The organism is Fluviispira vulneris, assembly GCF_014281055.1.
Classification (GTDB): Bacteria; Bdellovibrionota_B; Oligoflexia; order Silvanigrellales; family Silvanigrellaceae; genus Silvanigrella; species Silvanigrella vulneris.
On the sequence record NZ_JACRSE010000001.1, the window covers coordinates 230,633 to 256,697 of the forward strand.

21 protein-coding genes are annotated in these 26,065 nt (G+C 33.0%); 11 read left to right on the plus strand and 10 right to left on the minus strand.

Annotated features, from left to right (window positions below):
* Positions 1-386: 386 nt before the first annotated feature.
* The 3 genes from lysA to H7355_RS00885 all read left to right on the plus strand — a co-directional run bounded on the left by lysA (position 387) and on the right by H7355_RS00885 (position 3,996).
* On the plus strand, positions 387-1,787 hold the full coding sequence (gene lysA, locus H7355_RS00875) for a diaminopimelate decarboxylase (RefSeq protein ID WP_186643998.1): 1,401 nt from the start codon (positions 387-389) through the stop codon (positions 1,785-1,787).
* Positions 1,788-1,813: 26 nt separating this feature from the next.
* Entirely contained in the window at positions 1,814-2,788 is a 975-nt protein-coding gene (locus H7355_RS00880; RefSeq protein WP_186644000.1) for a tyrosine-type recombinase/integrase, read from the plus strand.
* Between the two features lie 149 nt (positions 2,789-2,937).
* Positions 2,938-3,996 (plus strand): leucine-rich repeat domain-containing protein, encoded by a 1,059-nt coding sequence (locus H7355_RS00885; RefSeq protein WP_186644002.1) that lies wholly within the window; start codon positions 2,938-2,940, stop codon positions 3,994-3,996.
* A gap of 1 nt (position 3,997) precedes the next feature.
* Here H7355_RS00885 and H7355_RS00890 read toward each other — a convergent pair whose 3' ends face one another.
* Both H7355_RS00890 and H7355_RS00895 read right to left on the minus strand, forming a co-directional pair.
* The gene (locus tag H7355_RS00890; RefSeq protein WP_186644004.1) at positions 3,998-5,035 is read right to left on the minus strand and encodes a c-type cytochrome; all 1,038 of its coding nucleotides are present in this window, start codon (positions 5,033-5,035) and stop codon (positions 3,998-4,000) included.
* 93 nt (positions 5,036-5,128) lie between these two features.
* On the minus strand, positions 5,129-7,030 hold the full coding sequence (locus tag H7355_RS00895) for a MutS-related protein (RefSeq protein WP_186644006.1): 1,902 nt from the start codon (positions 7,028-7,030) through the stop codon (positions 5,129-5,131).
* A 300-nt stretch (positions 7,031-7,330) separates the two neighbouring features.
* On the opposite strand from H7355_RS00895, the gene H7355_RS00900 reads away from it, so the two are divergent.
* The 4 genes from H7355_RS00900 (at position 7,331) to H7355_RS00915 (ending at position 9,946) form a co-directional block, all read left to right on the plus strand.
* Positions 7,331-7,801 carry a transglycosylase SLT domain-containing protein gene (locus H7355_RS00900; RefSeq protein ID WP_186644016.1) on the plus strand — a complete coding sequence of 157 codons (471 nt, stop codon included), beginning with the start codon at positions 7,331-7,333 and terminating at the stop codon, positions 7,799-7,801.
* Positions 7,802-7,896: 95 nt separating this feature from the next.
* Entirely contained in the window at positions 7,897-8,256 is a 360-nt protein-coding gene (locus H7355_RS00905; RefSeq protein WP_186644018.1) for a hypothetical protein, read from the plus strand.
* A gap of 18 nt (positions 8,257-8,274) precedes the next feature.
* Positions 8,275-9,123 carry an HDOD domain-containing protein gene (locus tag H7355_RS00910; protein WP_186644020.1) on the plus strand — a complete coding sequence of 283 codons (849 nt, stop codon included), beginning with the start codon at positions 8,275-8,277 and terminating at the stop codon, positions 9,121-9,123.
* 19 nt (positions 9,124-9,142) lie between these two features.
* Complete coding sequence (locus H7355_RS00915) at positions 9,143-9,946, plus strand: CheR family methyltransferase (RefSeq protein WP_186644022.1); 804 nt, start codon at positions 9,143-9,145, stop codon at positions 9,944-9,946.
* A gap of 3 nt (positions 9,947-9,949) precedes the next feature.
* Here the strand turns inward: H7355_RS00915 and H7355_RS00920 are convergent, their stop codons facing one another.
* Complete coding sequence (locus H7355_RS00920; protein WP_222435624.1) at positions 9,950-11,224, minus strand: NAD(P)/FAD-dependent oxidoreductase; 1,275 nt, start codon at positions 11,222-11,224, stop codon at positions 9,950-9,952.
* 126 nt (positions 11,225-11,350) lie between these two features.
* Here H7355_RS00920 and H7355_RS00925 point away from each other — a divergent pair, with 126 nt between their 5' ends.
* On the plus strand, positions 11,351-11,908 hold the full coding sequence (locus H7355_RS00925) for a thymidine kinase (RefSeq protein ID WP_315861820.1): 558 nt from the start codon (positions 11,351-11,353) through the stop codon (positions 11,906-11,908).
* A gap of 19 nt (positions 11,909-11,927) precedes the next feature.
* On the opposite strand, the gene thrC is transcribed toward H7355_RS00925, so the two are convergent.
* Genes thrC through thrA form a run of 3 tightly spaced genes read right to left on the minus strand, consistent with a single transcriptional unit; the run spans position 11,928 to position 16,632 of the window.
* Positions 11,928-13,211 (minus strand): threonine synthase, encoded by a 1,284-nt coding sequence (gene thrC / locus H7355_RS00930; protein WP_186644024.1) that lies wholly within the window; start codon positions 13,209-13,211, stop codon positions 11,928-11,930.
* A gap of 13 nt (positions 13,212-13,224) precedes the next feature.
* Positions 13,225-14,169: a homoserine kinase gene (locus H7355_RS00935; protein WP_186644027.1), complete on the minus strand. Its 945-nt coding sequence runs from the start codon at positions 14,167-14,169 to the stop codon at positions 13,225-13,227.
* A 15-nt stretch (positions 14,170-14,184) separates the two neighbouring features.
* Positions 14,185-16,632, minus strand: coding sequence for a bifunctional aspartate kinase/homoserine dehydrogenase I (gene thrA, locus H7355_RS00940; protein WP_186644029.1), 2,448 nt, complete (start codon positions 16,630-16,632; stop codon positions 14,185-14,187).
* 601 nt (positions 16,633-17,233) lie between these two features.
* Between thrA and fabV the strand changes: the two genes are divergently transcribed.
* The 3 genes from fabV (at position 17,234) to H7355_RS00955 (ending at position 20,182) form a co-directional block, all read left to right on the plus strand.
* A complete protein-coding gene (gene fabV, locus H7355_RS00945; protein WP_186644031.1) occupies positions 17,234-18,424 on the plus strand; it encodes an enoyl-ACP reductase FabV in 1,191 nt (396 codons plus the stop codon).
* A 265-nt stretch (positions 18,425-18,689) separates the two neighbouring features.
* Positions 18,690-19,319 carry a nitroreductase family protein gene (locus H7355_RS00950; protein WP_186644033.1) on the plus strand — a complete coding sequence of 210 codons (630 nt, stop codon included), beginning with the start codon at positions 18,690-18,692 and terminating at the stop codon, positions 19,317-19,319.
* Positions 19,320-19,348: 29 nt separating this feature from the next.
* Complete coding sequence (locus tag H7355_RS00955) at positions 19,349-20,182, plus strand: HDOD domain-containing protein (RefSeq protein WP_186644035.1); 834 nt, start codon at positions 19,349-19,351, stop codon at positions 20,180-20,182.
* Between the two features lie 5 nt (positions 20,183-20,187).
* On the opposite strand, the gene menD is transcribed toward H7355_RS00955, so the two are convergent.
* The 4 genes from menD to H7355_RS00975 form a co-directional block, all read right to left on the minus strand.
* Entirely contained in the window at positions 20,188-21,798 is a 1,611-nt protein-coding gene (gene menD, locus H7355_RS00960; protein WP_186644037.1) for a 2-succinyl-5-enolpyruvyl-6-hydroxy-3-cyclohexene-1-carboxylic-acid synthase, read from the minus strand.
* 189 nt (positions 21,799-21,987) lie between these two features.
* Positions 21,988-23,277 (minus strand): RCC1 domain-containing protein, encoded by a 1,290-nt coding sequence (locus tag H7355_RS00965; protein ID WP_186644039.1) that lies wholly within the window; start codon positions 23,275-23,277, stop codon positions 21,988-21,990.
* Positions 23,278-23,297: 20 nt separating this feature from the next.
* Positions 23,298-24,587 carry an RCC1 domain-containing protein gene (locus H7355_RS00970; protein WP_186644041.1) on the minus strand — a complete coding sequence of 430 codons (1,290 nt, stop codon included), beginning with the start codon at positions 24,585-24,587 and terminating at the stop codon, positions 23,298-23,300.
* Between the two features lie 20 nt (positions 24,588-24,607).
* Positions 24,608-25,891, minus strand: coding sequence for an RCC1 domain-containing protein (locus tag H7355_RS00975; RefSeq protein WP_186644043.1), 1,284 nt, complete (start codon positions 25,889-25,891; stop codon positions 24,608-24,610).
* Between the last annotated feature and the right edge of the window lie 174 nt (positions 25,892-26,065).

A 26,065-nucleotide genomic window follows, 5' to 3' on the forward strand; every position in this document is an offset into this window, starting at 1 on the left:
AATATGAGAGGGCATATTAATTGCAAGATTTATGAGCTTCTCTTATCAATTAATACACCTACCTAGCATTGTCTCTCTCGCATTTTCTCACCTTTTTTTATCAATCAATCCTGCCAAAAAAAGAAGCTCATATGATTTTTAGCATCAGTGAGTCATTTATTATTAGCAAAATTTTTAATTCTCATCAAGAATAATTTATATTTTTTATATGGTTTATACTTTCAATTTATAGAAAAATTAATTGGTAATCATGAATAATAAACCTTTAAAATGTTCAAAAAGATATAATATCTATATTTTATAACCCCAATCTAGATACTATATTCGCCTTTAGACTGGACACATAGAAATGCATACTGTTAAAAATGTGGATGGATAGACTCAAGATGAGTTTACTTTTAATTCAAATCGAAAAAGGTAAAAAAATGCGTCCTTTTTTTAATCTCAAAGCTGTCTCTGAACGGACTTCCGGTCAAGGCTTTTTCATAGACTCTGTTCCATTGTCACAAATTCTAGGTTTAAGCACAACTCCTGTTTATGTCACAAGTTTAAATGCTATAGAAGAAAGAATTAGCATTTATAAAAAATCATTGGAAAATTATTTTATAAATCATTCTATTTTTTATGCAATGAAAGCAAATTATGCTGAAACGATTTTGCAGCATATAGAAGAAACAGGCGCTGGGGTTGATATTGTTTCAATTGGAGAATGGCGTGCTGCGCGGCATGCAGGCTTTTCTCCCCAAAAAATTTGTTTTGCGGGAGTTGGTAAAAAAGAAGAGGAGTGGATAGAAGCTATCGAAGGAGGAATTGGGTATATAAATGTTGAACATTTAACAGAACTTCAAGATATTCTTAATTACATATCCACAAATAAATTGAATTTATCGACTCTTCCTATTCTATCCTTGCGCTTAAACCCTTGTGTTGAAGTCAGAACGCATCCCCATCTTAAAACAGGTGCTCTTGATTCAAAATTTGGCATTTTGTTTGAGCATTTTGTAAACTGGATAAACACTGTCCAACAGAATTTTTCGTCTCAACATGAGTTTGCAAATTGGCTTTCTCCATTAAAGGGAATTCATGTGCACGTAGGTTCTCAGCTGATGGAAAATAAAATTTTTTCCTTAGTTATTGATAAAGTCCTTGAGTGCGCACTTTTCATGTTTTCAAAAAATATGCATCCTATGCATTTGGATTTGGGAGGAGGGCTTGGAGTTCCATACGAAGGGGTTCATCCTAGCGGAGATGATATTAAGAAACATATCGAATTATTTAGTACAATTTTAGTAAATAATATAAAAAAATATGAAATATTACAAGATAAATGGGGTAAAAAATGTGAAAACCTCAATGTATGTTTCGAACCCGGAAGAAGCATCGTTGCGAGCTCAACTGTTTTCATAACTAAAGTGCTATATACGAAGCATAATTCTGAAGCTCATCATTTTTGTTATGTTGATGGTGCTATGAATGATTTTCCACGACCAAGTCTTTATAATGCAAAACATCATTGTGAAGTGATCGATTTTCATGAAATAGAAAAAACTGAAAATAAAGTTCATTGGAAAATTGTTGGACCTGTTTGTGAAAGTGGTGATTTCTTATCGAGTGATGCATTATTACCAGATCTTAAAAAAAATGACGTAATTGCATTTTTTGAAGCAGGAGCATATTGTCGTTCTATGGCTAATAACTATAATTTAAGAAAACTTCCATCTGAGATATTCATAAAGGATGGAAAAATAATAAAAATAATCAATAATAAATTACCTCCTTTGCAATAGGTTGGTATTTTGGAGAATATTTTCAATTGCTAGATATAATAGAAGATACAAGCGAAAAAAAAGAAATTATTGGTGAAGATATATATGAAAAAGTAATTTGGTTCCTCTCAACTTTTAGAAGTAAAAATACGAGAGAATCGTATGAAAATGATCTGCAAGATTTTTTTTATTTCTGCTTTTTTAATTTAAATTGCAAAATAATTGAATTAAACCAGATTACAGAGCGGATTATCTTATTGTGGAAATATGATATATCAAAATTAAAACCTGCGACTGTACGAAGAAAATTATCATCACTGTCTTCGTTTTTTAATTTTCTAGTCAAAAGAAAATTTTATGATAGAAATATAATGATATTAGTTAAGAGATCAAATGTAAGTAAAGAAAGTAAAAAAAATATACTGACTTTAAATGAAGTCATACAAGTCATAAATCACCTTCATTCAAAATGCTCTGAATACAAACACAAAAATTTTCGCCTTTATGGAAATTGGCGCTTACGCTATACAGCTTTATATACGTTGTTCACTGTTGGAATGCGAGTTGATGAACTTTGCTTATTAAAAATAAACTCCTTAGAAAAAATTGGAGATGTATGGCGTTTAAATATGTTAGCAAAAGGAAATATCCAACATAGTCCCATTATCCATTCTGAAACAGCGGTTGTTTTAATGGATTATATAAAAGAATTTCGTTCTGGAGCTACATATGATGAGCCCCTGTTGATAAGAACACAGGCAACTAAAAAATTGACAAGATTAAGTCGTTCATCAATTTATGATATGGTTAAAATTAGTGTAAAAAATGCCGGAATTTCTAAGGAAATGAGCCCACATAGTTGCCGTGCAACTCTTGCATCGCTTTTACATCAAAATGGTGTTCCCATAATAGAAATAAAAAATCTTTTAAATCATAAATTAGTGACTACGACTGCAATTTATTTAAAAAACACGAATGAAGAGCTACAAGCTGCAATCAAAAAATTTGAATTATTTGATTAAAACTATAAAGATTTTAAAATCATGACTTTATGAATGAGTTCATGATCTTCTGCTTACTGTCAAATAAAAAGACAATCAAAATCAAAATTGTAATTAAAAATCTATTGTCGTATAGAAAATTTGTCTTATTTACTGAGTAAGGAAGAACCATGATTGGAGTGGATCAAATAAGTAACCGGAATATTTTAAAATTAGTCAGGATTCAAACCGCGCTATTATTTTTAATGAGTTTACCTGTATTTGCTAAGACGAATGATATTCTAATCAATGTTTTTTTTAATGATAAAAATGTGCTCATAGAAAAATCAGAGAGTGATTTTCTTGTGCCAGTAAATGAAGAAACCATCAGAGAAAGCTTTGCTGTTTTTTCTGAACATAAAAATTTTACCCTTGATGATTCTAAAGTCCGCATAGAAAATATATCAGAATTTAAGGTTTGTGATAAAGCAATTGAATTTCATAAAAAAACGATATCATTTCATGATCCTGATAAATTATTAGAAACCTATACTCAATGTAAATATAAAATTACAAATAATAAAACAAAGCAGTCCGTATTTTTAAGGATTGGTTTAAATAGGACATTTCGCTCATGGTGTAGAAAAAAAGACACTTCAAGTTTTGAAATCAAAAAGACTGTAGATGCAATTCTAGATATTCTTCACGTGAAGTGTTGCAATGATTATTCTGTTAAAAAGTCCTTAGTTATAGCAAAGATGTTAAATTTAGCTGATAAGAAAATTGTTGATGTTTCGCCTGTAGGGAGTTTTACAAATTTACGAGCCCTCTGGCTCAATGATAATTTAATTTCGAACATAACCCCTTTGACTTCATTAAAAAACTTATCTGTTATAAGCTTATCAAATAATAAACTTTCAAGTATTCAATCGATAAAATATTTAAAAAATTCTCGTTGGGTATTTTTAAATCAAAATCATATCACAAAAATAAATGCGATAACAAAACTCGAAAATATGAAAGTTTTTACAGCAGAAAATAATGATATTATTGATATTTCACCTCTCCTTAACTTAAGAATGGATGTTAAAGTTAAAATAGATGGCAACCCATTCGATAAGAAAATTTGCAAAGATTTTTTAGCAAAAAAATCTTCAAACTTACATAAAGATTTATTAAATGATATTTGTCACGATTATATAAAAATAGTTCCTGCAAAAATTGCTAAGATACAACAAAAAAGTTTATAAGTTACCACCAAAAACGAGTTTTAAATGGGCCAAATTTGGCTCTGCTATACTCATTTTTGTCTTTAAAATTTTCAGGAATAGCAAATCCTTCTGGTCTAAATTCTTTAAGTGGATATAATAATTCTCGGTTTTTTTCTTTTCTTCGTGATAAACTATGATTTACATATGCAGATATATCGTAAGCATCATCTATTTTAAGTAAAGGGTTTTCATGCGTCGCACCATTTGGCATATTTGTGTATAAAAAAGAAGTTAAAAGTGGAATCATATACATATGTCCACCATCACTGTAAGTATCATTGCCAGCGATCGGTGGAAATATATATCCTTCGCCTTTGTCAAAATTGGGTTTTTTAATGCCCAAACCTTCAGAACCATGGCAGCTTGAACAGTGCATGTTATAAAGTTCTTTGCCTTTCACAGGATCTGCTGCTCTCTTAGGCAAATGAATATTATTATCCAACTTAGTAAAGTTCATATTCATATTTGGAATTGTTTTCGTTCCAAGCCAATTTATATATGCGACTATAGCAACCATTTCTTTCGAATTATCTGGCATTTTTTGTGGGTTTGTTCCAAGCATTCCGCGTATAATTGTTTCAATGGATTTTACAGTCATCGATTTAATATCAAGTTGCGGAAACTCATTTTTACTATTTATCCAAGGAATTGAAAACTTTTTAGTGCCAGGTAAGCCACTTGGTCCTATTTGATGGCAGTGCACACAGTTCAAATTATTTGCAGAAATTCTTAAATTCTTATTTTGAGCGTTTGGTCCGATTAATTGTGAAGTATCTGTTACTAAACTGATACCATAACGAATGAGCTCGCCTTCTTTTCCTTTTGGAATATCATTTTTATTCGGTTCAACCCAGTTTTGTTTTTTCCGTTTCTCAGTCATTTCAATAAGTTTTTTAGCTTCTGCAAATTGAGTGATTTTTGTTCCAAGTGGGTATTTTTTTAAATCCCAAGAATTTTGGGCAAAGCAAGAAAAAGAAATTAAGCTAATGAGCGTGAAAGAAACTTTGTATGCTTTCATAAAACATCCTATTTTTTAATATTTTATTTTAACAAAAAAATATAATATTAAAAAGTTGGATATTTGTAGTTCTATTAATCAATATTTTGACTGTTAAGGAACAGGCAAACCATTTTGTTTCATAATAAAGAGGGCATTTGTTGTCGGACATGGTCCCTCTTTAATTAGATAGTCAAATGCAAGTGCTTCGCCCTCAATATGTTCTCTAAAGTGCATATTGATTAAACGATTATCATTTTTATCGAGTTCTGTTAAAGCCAAATCATGCGTCGAGATAAAACCAAATGAATTTTTTTCAAATAATGCATGTATTATATGCCAGCTGCCAATATAACGTTCTTTGTTATTTGTTCCTCTAAAAATTTCATCGATTAGGAAAAAACCAGGATTTTTATTGTTTTCTGTAAGAGAATTTAAAATAAAATGCAATCTTTTCACTTCTGCATAAAAATAACTCGTACCATCGGACAGAGAGTCATCAATGCGTATTGCGCAGAGAAGTCGAAAGGCAGGGAAAATGAATTTATCAGCAAAGACAGGAGCCCCCATATTTGCAAGAACAATATTTGTGCCAAGAGTTCTTAAAAAAGTACTTTTGCCAGCCATATTACTACCGGTGAGCAATACTACAGGAGAGTTTTTATTTAATTTTATTGAGTTGCAAATTCGCTTATGAGTCGCAATTAAAGGGTGTCCAATATTTTCGCATTCAATCTGCTGATTATTTGCCTGTGTTCTTTCAAATAATGAGAGAAAACGGCTTTTTGGATTTTCACTTGCTAAGCGAGCAAAACTTGCTATGAGATCAAAATCATTCAATTCATTTTCCCATAATTTAAGTTTAGCAATGAAATCTTTAATTTTAAATTGTAAAATAAGACAGACGAGAGCATCAAAAGGGAGAAAAATATGTAATGTCACCCAAAAAATAGGATTTCCTCGTAATGAAACAATATCTAGTAATAGATTTAAGGATTTTATTTGTCTTTTAGCATTTTTTTTCAGAAATGAAAATTGCAATTTTTCAGCTAGAGATTCATTCTTATTTAAGTTTGCTATTATTTCTTGAATTGTTTTTGAGGATTGAGAAACTTTTGTTGCTAATTGAGTTATGGGAGAAAATATTATTGCTCCAAAAATAAGAAATCCAGTATAGAGAAAAATTGGATTTAAAAATGCTTCGGTATTCCCAGTCATTAAAAATTGCTTAAAAGAAGGTAAAAGAATGACAAACCATGCAAGAATACTTCCAAGTGCATAAAGAATACGAAATGAATTTAAAAAGAAAGTATCATTTTCTGACTTTCTATTTAGTTCATCACTTTCATTTTCAATCTTTTTTTCATTCAATTTATAATAATTTTGTAAAAAAGATTCATTTAATCTCATTGCTTCAAAATGTCTTAAAAGTTTTGTTTTTGTTGTTAAAGTTTGAGCTTTATTTGAGCGTGCTATAACAGTGTTAGCATCTTCAGGCTGAATACCTGACTCTAATAAGAGGGAAAATAGCTTTTCTGAACCACTTTTAGTTGAGCAGGTGTCTAACAAGGAATAGAGTTGGGTGTGAATATCAAGATCAGAGGAATAGACGTGGGCATTTGGAACTTTTATACATTCATCATGCCAAGGCGACTTATGAGATGCAATAAATGCAAAATCTCTTTGTGACCTAGCTTCGGATAGATTGTAGCTTAATGCTAAAGCTTTCCATTTTTTTTGCTTAGCTTGGATAGCATTGTGTGCCCATGAAGTTATTAAGCAAAAGAAAAGAAAGAGAATAATAAGAGTAAAAATCGTCGTAGAGCTCGATTTTTGAGCATAATTTACAACTATTGCTAAAATTGTGATGGTGCTGATAAGGCGAAAGAGCGCGAAGCGATTGTCTAAGGTTTTGAGTTTATTATAATAGTTTAGAGCACGCTCCTGTGCCCGTATAAAAGGTGACATTTTCCCATAGTATTTTATGTCATTATTTTTAAGTAGATCTTCGTTCATTGTCGGTTCTTTCACTCAGGAAAATTAAAAAAAATTAAACGATTCAACCTTTTGAAGCTTACAGAGAAATTATTGTAAGGACAACACCGTTGTCTTTTAGACTCTCAATGATTAATATTTAGACAGATAACATTAAAGTGTCTAGAGTATATACAGTTTTATTGAAAAATTACCTTTAAAAGACAATATAAATATAGCTTTATCAATGGCACAATATTTGCTATATAAATAAGCATAAGCTTGCTTCCTAAGCTTATAAGCATTTAACACTCAATTTTAAAACCTCATAAAGGATATTAAATGAAATTGTTTTTTACTATATTTTCGATTTTATTGAGCTTTTCTTCTTTTGCAATGCCATTAAAAAGAAAAGATATCAAAACAAATCGTCAGTTAACAAAAGAGCAGGTGGCCAATACATTGGAACGTGCTGGTTTTCCTCGTGAAATAGTACCAGTTGTCACCTGTATTGCTGAATTTGAATCAAATTTTAATCCTAAAGCGATTAATAAACACAACACGAATAACACCAAAGATCATGGTTTATTTCAAATTAATGATATTTGGATGGCAAAATGTAAAATGTCGGCAAAAGATTTGCAAAATCCATTCATGAATGCCAGATGTGCTTTTAAAGTTTACCAGCAACAGGGATTGACGGCTTGGGTGACATATAAGAAATTTAAGAGAACTTGCCTCTCTTATCAAATTCCAAACTATAGCACAACTCATTTAGCTGACGTTATTGTGCAAAATAATCAGTTGATGTGATAGAGAATATCTGACATCTGACCTTTATTGATTTAGAGTATTATTAAAGGAACGCGCTCCGGCGTGTTCCTTTATTTTTTTTTATGGAGAAAAAAATGCAAAAAAATATTTTTTCCATTTTAGCAGGAATATTTAGTTTTATTGCTCTTGTTATAGGGGTATTAAAATTATTTCCCCATTTTCAAAAAGGCTCACCCGATCAAACTTGGATTTTTTTAATAATCACAGTTTGTCCTTTAATGACTTTAATTTATTCAATCGCAGGGACTGATGAAGAATCAAAGTCGGTTTCTCCCAATGCTTTTAGCCTTGTATTAACGGTACCTAGTATCGTAGCTGCATTGTACTTACATCTTTGGGTAAGTGTGTTTTGCATGCTTCTCGTCGCAATTTTTTCTTTAAGACAATTACTAAAAAATGACAATGAAAGTAATGGTAGCTCGCATCATCATTAATTAGGAAAGACCTTTATTATGAAAATGCATCTTCCTGAAGGTTTTAAGCTCCCTGCAATGCCTCAAATAGCAAGAGAATGCCTTGTTTATTTGTATAATCCTAACGCAGATACGGGTGTTCTTTCAAAGTCATTAGCACGGGATATTGGAATTTCAGCAAGTATTTTAAAACTCGCAAATTCATCGCAATTTCTATTAGGAAAAGGCGCGCCAACCAGTGATTTAAATACAGCTATTATGAGAATTGGTCATGATAGTTTAAGACAACTTATGATCCTTCATGCTCTTGAGGAGACTTTTGTTTTTAAAGACTCCATGTTTTTTGATTTTAAAAGTTTTACGAAGCATTGCTCATTTGTAAGCTTATTGTGTACTGATTTTGCAAAAAAGATAAGTCCAGATTCTATTGCTGATATCCAAATGGCAGGCCTAATGCATGATGTGGGTTTGGCTATTATGGGAAGTTTATTTCATGAAAATTTAACCATGATGGTAAAATTTTGTTTTGAAAATAAAATTGATTTTGCCACAGCAGAGTCTCAATTAGGACTTGAATCTCATTCAAAGCTTGGATCAAGAGCTCTTGCTACCTGGGAAATCCCTGACCGTGTCAAACTTATTGTAAGTTTACATGATTCGAGAAAACCAGAAGATAGAAAAGATCTTGAACCAGAAACTGCAAAATTACTTGATATCTTGATTTTATCAGACATCCTTGCGCACAGTTATGGTTTTGGTTTTAAAGAATATAAACGTGACACTCGTATTGAACTTTCCATGCTAAAGAGAATGGGACTCACTGCCGATGATGTGAAAGAAATAGTGAAAACTGCATTAGAAACGGAAGCTGCGTTGCACTCTTCTTAACACAAAAGGAAACTGAGCTATGGGTGTCGATTCGTTTACTCCTGAAGAAAGAGAACAGATATATGCCATGGCAGAAAACATGACTGGAAACTGTCAGCAGGGATCTTATAGACGAGATATTATTATCTCAAATATATTAAGAAGAGTTCAAGTTAAAAAGGCAGAAAATTTACAAGCATATTTACAAGCAGCCATAGCAAATGATGAAGAGTTTGCCCAATTGCTCAGTGCATTTACCATTCATACAACAGAATGGTTTCGAGAACTCCCCCATTATAAAAAATTTGAGACTATACTGTCTGAAAGATTTAAAGGAACAAAGAAATTTAGGATGCAATCAGGTGGTTGCTCAACAGGCGAGGAAGTCTATTCATTTAGCATAGTGCTCGAATCTTTTAAATCTATGCATCCTGGTTTTGATTTTGAATTTCAGGCTTTTGACATAGATCCTGTTTCTGTTAACTTAGCAAAAAAAGCTGTTTATCCAATGAAAGATTTTAATAAAATTCCTGCAAATTATCAAAATTTAGTGAAAAAAATTGCTAATGAAGATAGCTTTGCACCTGACGCAAATATTAAAGCTAAAACCCGTTTTTTTACTGATAATTTAGTAAAATTACAAAGTTTGCCACCATCTTTCGAAGCTGTTGTTTGTCGCAATGTTCTTATTTATTTTACACCAGATAAAGTAAAAGAAATAATTGGAAAACTTGTTGAAAGACTTGTAAAAGGTGGAATATTAATTATTGGTCACAGTGACAGTGTTGATGCAAAAGCATTTAACTTGAAATCACTAGGGAACTCAATGTTTGAAAAACTTTAAATCTTAATTATCGTGATTTTTCCATTCTTGTTTCGTTATCAAACGAGCCCCTCTGCCAAATGTAATATATGACCAAAGCCATTGAAAAAATACAAAAACTTTATTACGAAATCCAACTAAATACAATATATGAATAAACAACCATGCTATCCATGCAATTTTCCCATGAGCTTTAAATCCAGAAAACTCTGAAATTGCTCGACCTCTTCCGATTGTAGCCATCTGTCCCTTATCGAAATACGAAAATGCTAAGAGCTCTTTGCCTTCACAGCTTCTCATAATATTTTTAGCAGTGTGAATCCCTTGTTGAATTGCAACTGGTGCAAGGCCGGGAAGGGGACGATGATCTTTGCCTAAGACACTTGCTTGGTCACCAAGCACAAATACATTTTTGTATTCAGGCAAATGTAAAAATGGGGTAACGATAACTCTGCCCGCTCTATCCAGTTCACTGCCAAGCAGAGCCCCTGTAGATGAAGGTTGGACTCCTGCAGCCCAAATTACCGTTCTTGAAGGAATAAACTCATTGCCTATGTGCACTCCTTGGCTATCAATTGAGCTCACTCGCGTGCCAGTTTTAACCGTGACACCAATATTTAATAGATCTTTTTTAGCCTGTTCCGAAAGTTCTGGAGAAAAACTTGAAAGTATACGCTCACCTGCTTCAATTAATATGATACTTGTGCTTTTTAAATCAATGTTTTTAAACTCTTTATTTAAAGTATAATGAGCCATTTCTGAAAGTGAGCCTGCGAGTTCAACACCGGTCGGTCCTCCGCCAACCACGATAAAAGTGAGATATTCTCTTATCTTTTTAGGATCATTTTCTCTTTCAGCAAGTTCAAAAGCTGTGAGCACTCTTCTGCGAATTTCAGTCGCTTGCTCAATGCTTTTTAATCCTGGTGCGTAATCTTCCCAATCATCTCGCCCAAAATAACTATGGGTTGCGCCGCACGCAAGAATAAGATAATCATATTTATATTCGGTAAATTCTGTTTTAACTTTTTGATTTTGTAAATTAATTTTTGTTACTTTGCCTAATGTGACATTGATATTCTCGTATTTAGCTAAAATCGATCGAATAGGCGATGCTATTTCTGCGGGGCTCAAACCTGCCATAGCGACTTGATATAATAATGGTTGAAATAAATGATAATTTTTTTTATCTAATAATGTCACTTGAATTTCTTTATATTTTCCAAGCTGTTTAGCAGCATTAATTCCTGCAAAACCAGCTCCTACAATTACGATATGTGCCGATGTCATTTTATTATTCATAGGAACCTCATACATATTATTACCACAAAAAAATAATAACTTTAAATCATGTAAAGTTGCAATTACTGTTATTTTATAATAGCCCAAGCAAGGCGCAAACAATTGGCTATGGAAGAGGAGTGTGCTGTGGCTCATAAGTTATCAGGGGCAACTGTCGAAGTTATTTGTGGATGTATGTTTAGTGGCAAAACTGAAGAACTGATCCGTGTTTTAAAAAGAGCGACCATTGCAAAACAAAGAATACTCGTGTTCAAACACTCATCTGACATAAGATATTCTGATGAAAGCATATGCAGTCACAGTGGAGTTAAAATTCCATCCATTCTCATTCAAAAAACAGCAGAAATATTTAATTATAATTTAGATAACATTGATGTGGTAGGAATTGATGAAGCTCAATTTTTTACAGATGAAATCATAGGCGACGTAGAGAAAATTCTTGAAATGGGTATTAGAGTTGTTATAGCGGGCTTAGATATGGATTTTAGAAAAAGACCATTTGGAAAAATGCCTGAATTATTAGCAATGGCAAATAAGGTGACAAAATTATCAGCTATTTGTTCAGTTTGCGCAGAAGATGCTCAATACACTCAGAGACTTTTTCCCTCAGATGAAACAGTTTTTGTGGGAGCTATTGAAAGTTATGAACCGCGCTGCCGTAAGCATCACAGCATTTTTAAATAGATAGAGTATCTATTTAAAGTTAAATGTTAAAATATTTTGCTGCAATTTTCTCTATATCACTTAATTCCGCTTTTACTTCCCAATGCATAGATTCTCTATTCAGTAAGTTTTGCATTTGTTCAGGAATCGGAATTTTTTCTTGAATAATGGGTTCAATAATGTCATCAAATTTACATGGATCCGCTGTAGAAACCACTATCCAACTGTGCGCTGATTTATTTTTTCTCACAAAAAAACCTGTTGCAGTGTGCGGACATATTATTCTTTTATAATTGTTGTAAAAATTTCCTATTGTCTGTTTAATTTCCACATTGCTAACACTTATAGATGAAACATTTTTTTTAAAGATGGAATAATCCTGAAACAACTGAGAAAGTCTTTCAAAATTACTTGGGTTTCCAACGTCCATGGCATTGGCAAGGGTTAGAACACTTTTACGAGGGCTAAAAACCCCTGATTCAATATAATCATTTATGACTCTATTTTCATTTGTAGCTAAAGAGATTTCACGAATTGGAAAACCCATTTCTTTAGCCCAATAAGCTGCTGTGGCATTGCCGAGATTACCTGTTGGGATAATAAAACCAACCGACGTTTTATTTTTATTAAAGTAAGCAAAGCTTGAATAGGCATAATAGATCATTTGTGGAAGCAATCTTCCAATATTTATGCTATTAGCACTGCTAATATTCATGACATTTTGCCACCAATTTTCATTGAAAGCTTGCTTAACGAGACGCTGACAGTCATCAAATGTGCCAAGCACTGCTAGCGATAAAATATTTTTTCCCCAACACGTGATTTGTTTTTCTTGCTTTTCAGATATTTTTCCTTTTGGATACAAGACTATAACTTGTGTATTTTCTTTTTTGTAAAATGCACTTGCAACTGCAGAACCTGTGTCACCCGAAGTTGCAACCATAATTGTTGATTTGTTTTTATGCGAAATTTTATTTAAGCATTCTGCTAAAAAGCGAGCTCCAAAGTCTTTAAAAGAAAGGGTAGGGCCTTGACATAAATCAAGCATTTGTGTGTTGCTATCAATTGTTTCTATTTTAACTGGAAAAATAAATGCATTTGCACAAATTTCCCTTAAATTCTTTTCAAGTATATCATTTTTAAAAAAATTCTGTAAAAGTTTTTCAGCAAAATCAATATAAGACATTTGTGAATTATAATCTGTTAAATTTACTTTTGGAAAATATTCTGGAATAAATAATCCACCATCTTCCGCAAGACCCTTCTGTAAAGCTTCAGATAAAGAATAGAGTTTATTTTTATTTCGGGTGCTAATATAGTGCATAATTATTTAATCCTTAATGAGATTCAACAACAAAAGCATTTTTCGAATTCATTTTAGAAATCCAAAATTCAGATTTAATTTCATGAGTTTGAAAAGCCTTTTGCATATTTTCAGCAATAGATATTGCTAATTCTTTTGTTTCTGCCAGCGCAAATAACGTAGGTCCTGAACCGGAGAAAGAAGAAACAAGAGCTCCTGAATCAAGTGCTGCCTTTTTCACCTCGTAAAATCCAGGAACGAGATGGGCTCTTTGTGGTTCAATAAGAAAATCCTGGGCTGATTTTTTGAGTAATGCATAGTTTTTTTGGTAAAGTGCCGCAATAAAAGAAGCAGTATTTGCAGATTGTTTAATACATTCTTTCAGCGAAACATTGGTGTTTAAAACCCCCCGAGCATACTTGGTTTCGACCTTTAAGTAAGGATGTATTAGCACACAATGTAAATTGGGTACGGGCAATTCAACGACATGAATCGGATCGGTCGACTGTATGAGGGTGATTCCACCATAGAGGCACGGTACGATATTGTCAGCATGTCGTTGTCCGCACGCAGCTTCTTCTCCTAGGAGAGCGTAATTTGATAATTCTTGTAATGACAGCGGTTTCTTAAGGAAAGCATTGCATGCAGTGAGAGCCGCAACGGCAGAAGCCGCAGAGCCACCCATACCAGAGCCAAGCGCAATACCTTTTTTAATTGAAATAGAAAAACCATTTTGTAATTTTAAATCTTCACATAACTTTTTGATCACAACTGAAGCCGTATTTTTATTTGGATCCAATGGTAGTTTCTCTTCACAGTCAATATTTTCAATTATTATTTTAGTATCAGGTCTTTTTTTTAATGTAACAAAATCTCCGACTCCATCAAATGAAAAACCTAAAATATCAAAACCAATTGAAACATTCGCGCAAGTTGCAGGCGCAAATGCTGTAACAGAATTTAAATTTTCTTTTAGCATTTTACTTTCCTTTATTTACGCAAGTGACGAGGCTAATCTTAATAGATCGGCAAAAATTCCAGATGCAGTTACTTCTGCTCCAGCGCCTGGGCCTTGAATAATGAGAGGTTGCTTAGAATATCTGCGAGTATAAAAAATAAGCATATTGTCAGTGCCTTCTAAGCGACTAAAGGGATGGCTTTGTGCGTATGAATTTAAATTAATTTTGACTTCTCCTAACTTTGATATTGAGCCTACGTAACAAATTTTTTCATTTTTTGCATTTGCTTTCTCAACAAATAGTTTCATTTTATGATCAAATTCTGGCAGCCTTTCTAAAAATTCATTAACGCTACACTCTTCAAGTTCTTTAGGAATTAAACTGTGAATATTAATATTTTCAAGGGAAATATCAAAACCTATTTCACGGGCTAAACAGATTAATTTTCTCGCTACATCTTGACCCGAGAGATCGATTCTAGGATCGGGTTCTGTAAAACCTTGTTGTTTTGCTGCATAAACAACCTCTGAAAACTTTTTGCCTTTAGCTAATTCAGAGAAAATATAACTTAAAGTACCAGAAACGATTCCCTCGATACTTATGATCTCATCTCCAGTTTTAATAAAATCTTGTAAAGTGCTAATAACGGGTAAACCTGCACAAACTGTAGCTTCGTAATAGTAATGGCATTTCTTTTCTTTAGCAAAAGATTTTAAAGTTTTATAATAAGTTAAATCACCACCATTTGCATGTTTATTGGGAGTGATAATATGTAAACCTTTATTTATAAATGAAAGATATTTCTGTGCAATATTTATATCTGCTGTACAATCGATAAGCACTCCATGCGCAGATTCATCGCAGGCAAGGTGAGAAGAAAATTTTTCAATATTTATACTTTCAGAATGTTTTGCTAAATACTCTTGGCAGGATGATATATCCATTGATTTATCAGATAAATACATTTTTTTAGAGTTCATAATACCACGTACTGATAAGTCAATTTGATATTTAGATTTTAATTCTACAGATGCGCTTCTTAATTGCTCAAAAAATGCTTTTCCGACAGAGCCAAGTCCGATCAAACCAATAGCAAGAGTTTTATGGGAGAGATAAAAACCTGAGTGAACGGCATTGAGTGCTTTATTTATATCTTTCTTATTAATGACTACTGAAATATTTCTTTCTGACGAACCTTGAGCTATGGCATTGATATTGATATTAGCTTTTGCAAGTGTAGAACAAAGTTTGCCTGCAACTCCAACGGAGCCTATCATTTCATCGCCAATAATTGCTAAAATTGAACATTCATATTCAGCTGAAATATTTTCAATTTGCCCTTTTTCGATCTCAAATTGTAAGTTTTCTGAAAGTGTTTCAAGTGTCAATTCAGCATATTCACGAGCAACTGCAAAGCAGATTGAGTGTTCAGAACTTGCTTGAGAGATAAGTATAACAGAGATATTTTTTTGTTGTATAATTGAAAAAATACGTGCAGCAATTCCTGAAACACCGATCATGCCAGCACCTTCAATGTTTATAAGTGCGACATCATCTATACCTGTAACACCTTTTATAAGGTGATCAGATGTGCGAGGTTTATCCGAAATTTCTGTTCCTTTAACTAAAGAATTAAAGCTATTTTTAATATAAATAGGAATTCCTTCTTCTTGTGCAGGTGATATTGTGCGAGGGTGGATTACCTTAGCACCAAAATAAGCTAATTCAAGAGCTTCTTTGTATGAAAGTGATTCAATAGGAAAAGCATCTTTTACTCTGCTTGGATTTGCACTTAATATACCATCGACATCTTTCCAAATATATAATGCTTTTGCTTTAAAAAGTTTAGCAAAAACGGAAGCAGAAAAGTCGCTTCCATTTCTACCTAAAGTTGTTCTTTTACCTGATTCATTACCGGCAATAAATCCAGTGACTATTAATTTATCAAAATTATTATTTTGTAAAAAATTATTTAGTAGTTCAGAGCTTTTTTCCCATTGAATAGAAATAATATTGTTAGCATATTGCGTTCTTAAAACTTCAGTGGCGTCAAGATATCTTGAATTATAGAATTGCGATAAATACAGAGAAAGTATCTGTGCTGACCATTGCTCACCAAATCCTAAAATAAAATCTTGTATTTCTTTTGAATAACTAGATATATGCATGACTGCAAGTAGTGTATTTCGGATTGTAAGAAAATCATCTTTTATTTTATTTTTTAAATTAGATGTAGAAACATTGAATTGGAGAGAGTCAATTATTTCTAAATGTGCATTTTCAAGAGACTCAAGTAGCGCAAGAAAATTTTTCCCATGTGCAGCATTGTTTAAGACCATCTGTAAAGTCGAAGTTGCATCTTTAATTGCTGAAACTACAATTACTTCTTTTCCATTGTTTAAAAGTTTTTTAATGGCCAGAAATCTTTCAGCATTGGCTATACTTGAACCACCAAATTTATGTACGATGATATCGTTATTCATGTTTTATATCCCTTTAATGATAATATTTTTATAATATAAAATTATTAAAATAATTTTATAAATAGTATTGATATTTATTTTTTAATTTTTGCTTAAATAAACGTGATTGTTGTATGCGTGGTGAAAGTAATGGGGGTGTTTTTAATTGATGAAATTTTTTTATAATTAAAAGACGCTCGCACTTTTAAGAATATCGGCTCAGAAGACTTCATAATTAACACCTTTCAAAGAAACCGCATTTGAAGTAATAAATTCTAATTTTTTACTTCTGTCTTTTTATGTTCTCTTCTTTAGAACTTGAAGAGAGTTTAAATTTATAATTTATTTAAAATTGAAATTCAAGGTATTATAATGTTTTTTAGTAAAATTAAATTCCATTGCTTAATTTTTATGAATATGTAAACAAGCATGCATCTTAATAAATTGTGTTCTTTAACTCGGAGTCCTCTCTTTTTATAAAATGACTTATCTTTCCAAATAAGCTAGCTTAATAAAGTCCTATGAACTTAGGGTTGCATTTTTCTTTTAGAGTGTTTTAAGAATGATTATAGAGTTTACCAAAATGCAGGTGACTCATTCTGCTAGTGAGAAAGGGAATATAATGATTATTGAACCAAAAATCCGTGGATTTATATGCACAACAGCTCATCCAATTGGGTGTGCTCAGCACGTGCAAGATCAAATAAATTTTGTTAAAAGCAATGCTAAAATAAAAGGTGCGCAAAAAGTTCTCGTGATAGGTGCTTCAACTGGTTATGGGCTTGCGAGTCGTATAGCGGCAGCCTATGGCAATGGTGCTGCTACTATTGGTGTCTTTTTTGAAAAACCTGCAGATGGCGCTCGGACAGCGACGGCTGGGTGGTACAATACCGCTGCCTTCGAAAAGGCAGCGCACAGCGAAGGTCTTTATGCAAAAAGTATCAATGGTGATGCCTTTTCGAATGAAATTAAACAAAAAACGATTGAGCTTATTAAAAAAGATTTAGGAAAAGTTGACCTTGTTGTTTATAGCTTAGCTTCACCAAGAAGGACCCACCCAACGACAGGCGAAAACTTTTCTTCTGCACTTAAACCTATTGGTAAAACATATTCAGAGAAATCTATTAACCCTATGACAGGGGAAATCAAATCTGTGAGTATTGAACCAGCAGGTGAAGGAGATATTGAAAACACTGTGCGTGTTATGGGTGGGGAAGACTGGGAAATGTGGATCGATGCTCTGCAAAATGCCGGTGTCTTAGCAGATAATGCTTTAACTGTAGCATATTCTTATATCGGTCCCGTTTTAACTTATCCTATTTATCGTGAAGGAACGATTGGTAAAGCAAAAGAGCATTTAGAAAAAACAGCTGGTCTTATTTCAGATAAATTGCATAAAATTGGTGGCAAAGCATTTGTTTCTGTGAATAAAGCGGTTGTCACTCAATCGAGTTCTGCTATTCCAGTCGTTCCTTTGTATATATCTCTCCTTTTCCGTATCATGAAAAATAAAAATATTCATGAAGACTGTATAGAGCAAGCTTATAGATTATTTAATGAGCATTTATACTCCGGAAAAAATATCAATACGGATAAAAAAGGTCTTATTCGTATTGATGATTGGGAAATGAGAGATGATGTGCAGGGTGAAGTTTCTAAGCTTTGGGAAAAAGTGAATTCAGAAAATATCAACGATTTTTCCGATTTATCTGGATATCGTAATGATTTTTATAAACTTTTTGGTTTTGGCCTCCCACAAGTTGATTATAAAGCAGATGTTGAAATTAAGGTTGAGATCCCATCCATCTCATAGTTTTAGGCAGAAAGAGTCCGAATTGGGTTTGTTAAGAGTCCGAAATAGATGCATTATTTCGGACTCTTTTTTGTATTGTGCAAGCAAAGTCATTATTTTGTCGTACATATGTTAATAAGATCATAAATTTTTTTTCTGCATTTCAGATTGATAATTTTAACCCCATTGCAGTACAATTAACTAAATGAATTTCACTATTTTTTTTTGAAAAAGAGAATGATTTTTAATTTTGAGTTGTTTAATAATTTTATTTGATGAGGTAACTATGAATTCAACACTTGATATTATCAAACAAAGGACATCAGTAAATAAATTTGATCCTACAAAAACTATAAGTGAGAATGAAATAAAAGATCTTGTAAGTTATGCTTGTGAAGCTCCTTCTTCGTTTAATATTCAACATTGGCGTTTTATTGCTTTAACAAATAAGACTGAAAAAGAAAAATTAAAAGCCGTGGCATTCAACCAAGAAAAAATCACTGATGCAGCCGTTACATTTATTGTGTTAGGTGATATGAAAGGTATTGAAAAAATGCCAGAAATTTTATCATCGATAAAGAAAACCAATTTGATTGATCAGCAAATACTTGATGCCTGGCAGCAAATGGCAAATGGGATGTATAAAGAAAATCCAATTCTCGAAAGAGACGAAGCGATTCGTTCAGCCTCATTGGCGGCTATGACGCTCATGCTTGCTGCTCAAGCAAAAGGCTATGCAAGTGGTGCGATGATCGGTTTCGATCCTGAAGGTGTTAAGAAAGAATTTCAAATTCCAGATCGTTATGTGCCAGTTATGCTCATTGCTGTTGGATATCTAAGTAAAGGGAATTGGCCTAGAAAACCAAGACTGCCTTTAGACAGTATTTTAAGTTTTAATAAAATAAAACAATTTTAATAATATGTCTTAAAGACGAATAAAAATCTATGGCAAACCTATATAATAAATTTGTAATACCTCCGTTAACTGAAAATATTGTGAGCTGTCTTTCTTCCATTTATAAGAATGAATTTATTATCGATAATATGGTTGAGAAAATAGCTAGGGATATTGGGTTATTTAATAAAATATTATTGATTGCAAACTCACAACGTTATGGTCAAGGCGTTCAAACAAATGATTTAAAACAAGCTATAGTGCGAATTGGTATTATCAATTTAACTTTAGTTTTGACTTCGGAATATTATACTAAATATACATCGATAGAAGAAATCGGTTTCTTTAATTTAAAACAATTTAATCTCCATTCAAGTTGTGTCTCTCGTTTCGCTTTTGAAATTGCAAAAATCATAAATTTACCAACTTTACACGATGTGACGTTAGCTGCGGCTTTTCATGATTTAGGGCTGCTTGCTCGAGCTATATTGCACAAAGATATTATGAAAAATTTAGTTGAAAAATGCACTCAAGATAAAATTCATTTTCATAAAGCAGAAATGGAACTGAACATCACTTCTCATGAAATTATTGGTGCAGATATTCTAAGCGAATGGGGCCTAAATAAAAATATTATTTTGCTCGTTAGGAATCATCATACCAAAGAGAGCGTAAGATCATCGGACACAGACTATTTAGAGAAAGAGTTTATTGTATTGGAACTTGCTGATATATTAGCTCATAGAATTTCTTGTGGATTTGAAGGATATACAAGGGATATCAGAGTCAATATGATGTTAATAGATAGACTGGGGATATCCAAAGATAAAATTGTAGAGCTGATAAAAATCGTTAATCATTCCATGAATAGTTTTGGATTTTGAAGTTTTTATACATCCATTTGATTGAATTCATCATTGAATGAATCCGTGTGATATTGATTGGGAAATATTTCATAAACATTATGTTGTGTTTCTAGTAATTTAAATTCTTTTATTTCATCGAGAGCGTGATAGTGCATATTCCACATTTTGCACCAATGCTCTAATTTATAATTATGGAAATTCTGACAGAAATTACCAGCCATTCCTGAAAGGACTCGACCAAATATTTTTCCGCCGCTATTATTTATTACAATAAGGTTTGTGTATAAAGCTTTTTGATATTGTAAGACCCAAGGCGCACTTAAATCATATAGAGCCGTAAGATCGCCTATTATGGCAAAATTTTGTGAGTCGATTGCAGAGAATCCATAAAAAGTTGAAATTTGTCCGTCAATTCCATTTAGACCACGTGAAGCTTCAACGTAGAAATTTTTTTGATTATACTGAGCGGCTAAATCCCAATGGCGAATCGACAAACTGTTACCTAAATAGAGGCGAGAAGAATGAGGAATTATTTTTGATAATGTATGCATGATGGCTTGTTCAGAGTTTGGATACTTTTTATATAATTCTTGTAGTTTTAAGAAAAACGAATTATCAAAATTTAAAAAATTAAGAACCTCTTCTGAGTATTTTCTGTTATATTTTGTATTGTTTATTATACCTTCTTTATTCTCTTCTATACAAAAATGCTTTGCTCTAGAATGCCCAGGAAAAATATTGTCTGATAAAGAAATAACTTCTATATTCTTATTGAGTTCTTCAAGGTCCCGCCAGATCCTATGGGTTGGTGTGTTCCCAATTTTTATCACAGAATCGATTTTGTATCCCGATTTTTTTGCATTTATCCAGATTTTATCTGCGCATTTGATTTGCAATGCCGAGAGTTTTGACTCCTCTCTTAAATTTGAAATACTTTCAAGATAAACAGGTAAATTAAAGTGGCATAATAAATCAATAATTATTTCTTTATATTTAGGATGGATTTGTGAGACAATAACGATTAAATTCTCAGCATTGTCTATTTTTTGATAAATATTTTGCATAAATTGTTCAGGAATTCGATAAGGAGTAGGAAAAGTATCTAGCTTTGCAATATGAATTATCTCTTCGATAGTACCCGTTTGCAATGGTGTGTTGAAACATACATTTATATGTAATGGTTTATTTTTAGGGCAATTCAATAATTCGAACTCATGATCTGCTTCTATATCATAACATGCAGAGACATATTTACCGAAAATGTTATTTTGTTCTGCGCTTTGTGGTGCACCTGTTCCACGAAAAGATTTTGGTCTATCTGCTGTTAGCAAGACAAGAGGCAATCCGGAATAATAAGCTTCCATAGTGGGTGCTAAAAGTTCACCGACTGCTGTTCCAGATGTTGTTATTACACAAACAGGTTTATTTATGGATTTAATCCGACCTAATGAATAAAAACCAGCTGATCTTTCGTCAAAATGGTTGAATATAATTTGTTTATTTGTTGTAGATAGATTTATTAATGTTTCAACTAAAGGAATATTTCTAGCCCCAGCACAAACATAAAATTCAGCAACTCCCCAGTTTAGGAGTTTTTTTATTATACCGGATGAAATACTTCGATTGTTTGTCATTTTAATTCCTTGCTCATTTACTCAAAAAAAGACGCAGGATTTAAATACAATTTTAATTATGTAATGTCTATGGTAGAACTTTGTATATTTCAGATTTAATAAATGCAATGATCTTTACTATATTGTTTATTAAGGAACAAAAAAAGTGGGTTTAATAAATAAACCCACTGAGCAGTTGTATTCTATGAATCACGGATCATTTCTATTTAAAACTTTAACAGCAGTGTAGGAAACGGCTGGATTTGCTACACCTAAGAAGTCTGATGTAGCCCCTGCGCTCGGTGGTGAGTTGTTTCCCCAGCAATAAACATCATCATTTTCGAGCAGAGCACACGTGTCATTGTCGGCAGCTGCAATGTCAACAACATTAACTGCGGGAAGCCCCACTACAGCAATCGGAGTTGCAGACACAGCAGGATTAGCTGAACCTGTACCCAATTGACCTAGAGAATTATCACCCCAGCAAACGACAGATGAACCATTATTCGTGATTGCACACGTGTGAACTTTACCAGCAACAATTGCTGTTGCATTGGAAATACCTGTGACTTGTTGAGGAGTTTTATTAAATACAGCTGATACTGTTGAGGAGCCAAGCTGCTGTTTATCATTCGTACCAAAGCAGTAAACGTTTGAGCTTGTATCTGTATAACAGAAGTGTGACTGTTCCCCGCTTGAAATATGTTTAACATTTGAGGCAATTAGGACAGGGCTTGGGTTTGCAACGGTGGATATTTTTTGTCCCCAGCAGTATAAATTTCCACTCACTGCCACAGCGCAGACTGAATAGTCAGATGTTGCTATGGATTTTATAGGTTCTGGTAAGTTTATTGGCACAGCTGCAAGACTAAAAGGAGTGCTAGTAGGTTGGGCTAATTGCATTTGAGTGTTTTGCCCCCAACAAGAAACGCTTTGTGTGCTTGAAAAAAGCACACACATATGTAAGTCACCGATTGCCATCATTTTAATTTGTTGCCCCCCTAAATTTTGCACAACTTGAGGAGTTTGAGCAGGCGTAAGTGAGTCAACTTGATTACCTAATATCCCTTTAGATTGTGCCCCCCAGCATTTCATCCCTGAAGATAGATAAGCACACGTTTGAAGATATCCAGCAGAAATGGAAACTGCGTTTTCTTGTAAAATATCTGCAATAACAGGTGTTTTTTGATTAGTAGTGCCTGCTGCAGTATTACCAAGCTGAAAGTTTGCGTTGAATCCCCAGCATTTTACTTTTCCTGAACTCATAACGACACAGCTTGAGATGTCTCCCATACTGATTAATCCGTTTTCCGAACCTGAAGACGTGTATGTAGGAACTTTTCCTAAATTTTTAGATGCAGTTGAAAGATCGTCTAAAGAATAAAAACTATTCAAAGAAACCACAGCATCCGTTCCTCCCCCTCCTCCTCCTTTTGAGCAAGAGTAAAGAACATCAAAAATAATGATAAGAGCAATAATCTTAAAAATCATCGACTTCATATTATCTCTCCTTGCTTAACTTAATGTTCATTTCTGTTAAGAATTTTTATTGCTGTATTCGATAAACTTGGTGGATTTTTAATACCTAAATTATCCCCATAAACATTGCTACTTGAATTGTTGTTACTTCCCCAGCAGTAAACATCATCATTGTCAAGCAATGCACATGTGTTATTGTCTGCTGCCGCAATGTCTATAACTTTTGCTGAGGGCAAACCGACCACTGAAACAGGTGCGCTTGATTGAGTTGGAGTCATTGATCCACTACCAAGCTGGCCTTTTGAATTGTCTCCCCAGCAATAAACAGATGCTCCGTCATTTGTGATTGCACATGAATGAAATGCACCTGCAACGATAGCTTTTGCGTTGGATATTCCAGAAATAAGATTTGGTGTTTTATTAAATGCAGAAGAGGAAGTGCTGTTCCCAAGTTGTAATTTATCATTTTTTCCAAAACATTTTATAGCATCACTTGAATTTATATAACAAAAATGATCTTTTTCACCACTTGAAATATTTTTTACATTGGTGTCTATGAGTATTGGGTTTGGACTAGAAGTTGTTGTGATACTTGAACCCCAGCAATATAAACCACCTGAAATCGTTACTGCACAAACGGAATGGTCTGAAGTCGCTATTAATTTTACGCTTTCAGGCAGTGGTATATTTACGCCATTAATAAATGGATTTGTAAAATCGGATTGTGCCATTTGTCCTTGATTATTTAAACCCCAGCAAGAAACTTGTTGTGAAGCTGAGAATAAAACACAGACATGTTCGTCGCCAGTGACCATCATTTTTATTTGATTGCCATTTAAATTCAAAACATCTTGTGGCTGAGTTGCGTTGGAATTATTGTTAATTCTATTTCCCAATTTCCCATTATTTTGTGAACCCCAGCATTTTAATCCAGTTGATAAAAAAGCACATGTGTGATTGAGTGCCGCAGACACTGCAACTGCTTTTTCAGTTAAAATATTTACAGTAACAGGCGTCACTTGATTGTTTGTGCCCGCATTTGTATTACCAAGCTGAAAGGATTGGTTGTAACCCCAGCATTTAATTGCTCCAGATGTCATAACCACACAAGCAGACAAATCCCCCATACTGATCAGTCCATTTTCAGCGCCTGATGTTGTATATGTGGGAATTTTCCCCGCATTTGTAGCAGCAGTAGACAGATCATCTAAAGAATAAAAGCTATTCAAAGAAACAATCGCATCGTTAGTTCCCCCTCCTCCTTTTGAACAAGAGTAAAGAACTTCAAAAATAATGATAAGAGTAATTATTTTTAAAATCATCGATTTCATATCACTTCTCCTTTCATGAATTAAAGATCATTTCTATTAAGAATTTTGATTGCTTTATTTGAGAAACTTGGTGGGTTTTTAATGCCTAAAAAGTCACCTAAATTATCTACTGGAGCATTGTTATTTCCCCAGCAAAAAACATCATCATTTTCTAAAAGAACACATGTTACTTTGTCAGATGCGGCAATATCTATTATTTTTTGCTTAGGTAGACCAATAACTTTTAATGGTATATTGGATTGGTCAATCGTTATATCATCATTTCCGAGCTGTCCTTTACTATTGTCTCCCCAACAGTAAACAGAAGAGTTATTATCTGAAATAGCGCATGAATGATGTTCTCCTGCAACGATAGCCGAAACATTATTTAAGTTTTGAACAGTATTAGTTTGTAATTTATAATCTGAGTGCTCAGGTTTTTTCCCAAGTTGTAATTTATCATTTCTTCCAAAACAATTGACAAAATCATTTGCGCTTATATAGCAGAAATGATCTTTTTCTCCACTCGAAATATTTTTTACACCAGAATCTATTAGTACTGGATTCGGATTTGTGTTTGAAGTTATATTTGAGCCCCAGCAATATAAGTTTCCTGAAATTGTTATTGCGCACATCGAGTGATCTGAAGTTGCTATATGTTTTATACTTTCAGGCAATTGAATATTTATTCCATTTATCACAGGATTTTTTGAAAAAGGTTGAGCCATTTGTCCTCTATCATTGAATCCCCAACATAAAACTTGTTGTGAACCTGATAATAAAACGCAGACATGTTCATCACCTGTAACCATCATCTTTATTGGATTATTATTTATATTTAAAATATCTTGTGGTTTACTTGCATAAGAGGAATCATTGATTCTATTTCCTAATTTACCATTGTTCTGCGAACCCCAACATTTCATACCTGATATTAAATAAGCACAAGTGTGGTTGAGAGCAGCTGATACAGCTACTGCTTTTTCTGTTAAAATATTTACGTAAACAGGTTCGGCTTGATTGCTTGTGTTAGCACTGGAATTACCAAGTTGAAAGGATTGATTGTATCCCCAACATTTTATTTGTCCCGATGTCATAACGACGCAGGCCGTTAAATCTCCCATACTTATTAGTCCATTTTCTGAGCCTGAAGTTGTATAGGTCGGAATTTTTCCAGAATTTTTTGCTAAATTACTTAAGTCATCAAGGGAATAGAAACTACCTAAATTCATTAAGGGGTCAGAATTATTTCCACCTCCTTTAGAGCATGAAAAAGTGAAAAATAGGAGCAATAAAAATTGTATGAAGATTACTCTTCTAAGCATAAATTTCATCCTCGTACATGAAAATGAGCTTAAACATTATATCGGTTGGTTTTTTAGAAAATTTAAAAAATAAGATTTTAATATAAGAAAGATTATTTGAAATAATTGTAGTTTTCTTAAGAGAGCGAAACTCTAAACTTTGTGTCAAAATATTGAACCAATTGAAAATATTAA